This window comes from Psychrobacter sp., assembly GCF_036731945.1.
In the GTDB taxonomy this organism is placed as follows: domain Bacteria; phylum Pseudomonadota; class Gammaproteobacteria; order Pseudomonadales; family Moraxellaceae; genus Psychrobacter.
In genome coordinates this window covers 50,995-54,617 of record NZ_DAINDI010000013.1, presented here as the reverse complement: position 1 = coordinate 54,617, position 3,623 = coordinate 50,995, and the positions used below count along the sequence as shown (strand labels likewise).

The window sequence follows — 3,623 nt, the reverse complement described above, 5'->3', positions numbered from 1 at the left end:
AGCGGCTTTGAGTAAGTCAGATAAACAACAGCGCTCTCTTAGTCCTTCGATGAGCCTTGCTTTTTCAAAGCTTGTTTCTTCTTCTGTTTGAGCAAGGCATCGAGCTTTTTTAGGTAGGCAACCTCTGCACGTAGGTACTCATTCTCACGCTTAAGCTCTGCTAAGCTCTTTTCATCATCTGGCTTGTCTGTGATAAAGGGTTTACTCATGGCGGTGCTACCTTTGGGTTTGGGTGTTAGTCCAGACATACCTTCTAGGCGATATGCTTTGTGCCAATGACTAATGAGCGCCGGTGAGCTGATGTTAAACGTCAGTGCCACCTCAGATTGACTCAAATCTTCTTTAAGCATGGTGGTTAGTACGTTAAGTTTAAACTCACTACTGTATTTGGCTTTGCTGGTCTTTGGCTTGATTGCATCGATGCCACCGCTTTGATACTGTTTGACCCATTTAATTATAAAGTTTCTATCTACATTAAATATTGCAGCTGTGGCGTGACTACTATGTCCTTCTCCGTAGTATGCGATGACTTGCATCTTAAAGTCTAGATCGTAACGCATAAAAATACCCCATAAGTTGTGTCCAACTTATGGGGTTCAGTTCATCAGCCTTATGCCGATAAGCGTTTTTTTACGAGGATTTGAATCTCTATTCAGTACCAAACTGCTTACGTTTTTTGGCAAAGAAGCGGTCCAATCTGTCCATCGCATCTTCTAAATCATGCAGATTGGGCAAAAACACCAAACGGAAATGATCGGGTGCATCCCAGTTAAAGCCAGTGCCTTGTACCATTAAGACGTTTTCTTCTATCAATAAATCCATCATAAATTGCATATCATCTTTGATAGGATAAACCTCAGGGTCCATCTTTGGAAAGCAATAAAATGCCCCTTGCGGCATGGTGCAAGAAATACCTTTAATGGCATTTAAGCGTGTGACTGCCATTTCGCGCTGCTTATACAGACGCCCCTTTTTAGAGGTCAAATCTTTCATACTTTGGTAGCCGCCCATTGCGGTTTGGATGGCATATTGCCCTTGAACGTTTGAGCATAAGCGCATAGACGCCAACATATCCAAGCCTTCGATAAAGTCGGCAGCATGGTCTTTTTTACCCGACACCATCATCCAGCCCGCGCGGAAACCGGCGATACGGTGCGATTTTGATAAGCCGTTATAAGACAATACCAGCACATCATCGGTCAAGGTACTCATCGGCGTATGCGCCATATCATCATAAAGAATACGGTCATAAATCTCATCGGCCATGATGATTAAATCGTGCTCTTTGGCAACGTCGATAATTTGTAATAATACCTCATCACTATACAGCGCGCCCGTTGGATTATTGGGGTTAATCACCACAATACCTTTGGTTTTGGGTGTAATCTTAGCTTTGATGTCTTCAATATCAGGATGCCAATTGTCGTCTTCATTACAGCGATAATGTACCGCTGTACCGCCTGCTAAATTGGCCGCTGCTGTCCAAAGCGGATAGTCGGGCATTGGCACAAGCACCTCATCGCCATCGTTCATGAGTGCTTGCATGGTCATCACAATCAGCTCAGAGACGCCATTACCCAAATATACATCGCGCACATCGACAGCCGATAGCAGACCTTTTGATTGATAATATTGCAAGACCGCTTTACGTGCCGCAAAAATCCCTTGCGAGTCCGAGTATCCCGTCGCTTCTGGCAAATTCATCGCTACATCGCGCAAAATCTCATGCGGTGCTTCAAGGCCAAACGGCGCAGGGTTGCCAATATTCAGCTTTAAAATACGCTTACCTTCAGCTTCCATTTTATTGGCTGTTTGCAAAAGCGGACCACGAATATCGTAGCAAACGTTTTGTAATTTATCGGATTTTTTAATTGGATTCATAGAGTGACCACTTATCGGGTTGGGTTGTAAATTTGCGGTAGAAGTAGGGGATACGCTTTGCTGCCTAGGCGTTTCGTTTTTATTATGATTATTGGTTTTATTATAAGGATGGATAGGTTGATTTGAATTAGCAACGCTATCCATGTCGTTTTGCAAATCACCACGTAATAAATAGCCTTCGCTACAGCCTAATATACGGGCTAGGGTCGGTAGTTTCGATGATACGATGCCATTAGTACCGCGCTCCCAGTTAGAGATAGCACCGCGACTAACCTTTGCACCTGCTGCGGTCATTGCCTGCGCCAATTGCTCTGCGGTCATGCCTTTATCGCGGCGTAGCTGTACCAGCCGTTCGGCTTGCGTATTTTGAGGAGCTTGGGAAAATTCGCTATCAGCCATCGTCGTGTAACCCTTTTATTAAAATAATCAAACCTAATGCAAGATATTATTGCATACACTTTATTAATGCAAGCCTAAAGATATAATTTTTATAAAGTTAATATTTAATGCAAGAATAACTTGCAATCTATTCTAGTTTATAAGTGGTAAGAAAGTGAGCAAAAGCTCGTTTAATAAAATTACAACTTTACTGATTTAGGCGACTGCGTAATTTGCTATATTTTACTTCTCTATCTCTAATTTTTTTCTTAAAACCTGAAATTTTGAACTGCTAGATTGAGGATTTTTATAAGCAATACCTTGAATAGTCAGCCAATAAGCAGCAGATAAAGCCTAGCGTTTTTATAAAAACGTACGATAAATTGGTCACTAACTGACACATCGCAAATGAGATAACCAATCATTTAATAAGGATAAAAGATGCAAGACAATCAATTAAGCAAAGAAGAGATCAGCCAATTGACCGACGCAGATTGGAAAGCGCGCTTAAGTGCCGACGAATACCACGTCATGCGCGAGAAGGGCACAGAGCGTCCATTTACTGGCGTTTATAACGATGTTAATGATAAAGGTATCTACCGCTGTAAAGGCTGCGGTGCTAGCTTGTTTGAGTCGGACAATAAGTTTGACGCCGGTTGTGGCTGGCCAAGCTTCGATCAGAGTATCGATAATAGCGCTATCGATGAGCACGAAGACAATTCTCTTGGCATGCGCCGTACTGAAGTGACGTGTAGCAATTGCGGCGCGCATTTGGGACACGTATTCCCTGATGGTCCACGTGAGACCACTGGTATGCGCTACTGTATCAACTCAGTGTCTATCGATTTGGATAAAGCTGAATAATAAGTATTAATATAATCAATGTTTTAGCCAAAGTTAGCATGATAAAAGGGAAGTACGCGGTGCTTCCTTTTTTCTTATCAGTACGCATGTTAATAGTAAAAATAATAAAACAGTCAATTTAAGGATGAATCATGAGCACTATTTACGATTTTACCGCTGAGCGTATGGACGGCACCTCGCAAGCCTTCGGCGATTATAAGGGCAAAGTATTATTAATCGTCAATACCGCCAGCAAATGCGGCTTTACACCGCAGTTTGAAGGCCTAGAGGCGCTGTATCAACAATATAAAGAGCAAGGATTGGTGGTGATTGGCTTCCCTTGTAATCAGTTTGGCGCGCAAGACCCCGGTACTAACGAGGAGATTGGCGCGTTTTGCCAAAAAAATTACGGCGTCAGCTTTCCAATGATGGCAAAAATTGATGTCAACGGTAAGGACGCCCATCCGATTTTTGATTGGCTTAAAGACCAAAAAGGCGGGCTGCTGACAGATGGTATCAAA

General features: G+C 42.8%; 4 protein-coding genes. 2 read left to right on the top strand and 2 right to left on the bottom strand.

What is annotated here, in order from left to right:
• Positions 1 to 38: 38 nt before the first annotated feature.
• Positions 39 to 560 carry a helix-turn-helix domain-containing protein gene (locus V7D75_RS04350; RefSeq protein WP_333613555.1) on the bottom strand — a complete coding sequence of 174 codons (522 nt, stop codon included), beginning with the start codon at positions 558 to 560 and terminating at the stop codon, positions 39 to 41.
• An 88-nt stretch (positions 561 to 648) separates the two neighbouring features.
• A complete protein-coding gene (locus tag V7D75_RS04345) occupies positions 649 to 2,280 on the bottom strand; it encodes an aminotransferase class I/II-fold pyridoxal phosphate-dependent enzyme (RefSeq protein WP_333613554.1) in 1,632 nt (543 codons plus the stop codon).
• A 420-nt stretch (positions 2,281 to 2,700) separates the two neighbouring features.
• Between V7D75_RS04345 and msrB the strand changes: the two genes are divergently transcribed.
• Together msrB and V7D75_RS04335 are read left to right on the top strand one after the other, a co-directional pair.
• Positions 2,701 to 3,123: a peptide-methionine (R)-S-oxide reductase MsrB gene (msrB, locus tag V7D75_RS04340; protein ID WP_068404968.1), complete on the top strand. Its 423-nt coding sequence runs from the start codon at positions 2,701 to 2,703 to the stop codon at positions 3,121 to 3,123.
• A 131-nt stretch (positions 3,124 to 3,254) separates the two neighbouring features.
• Positions 3,255 to 3,623, top strand: a 369-nt coding sequence (locus tag V7D75_RS04335) for a glutathione peroxidase (RefSeq protein ID WP_333613553.1), incomplete at its 3' end; no start/stop codon positions are given.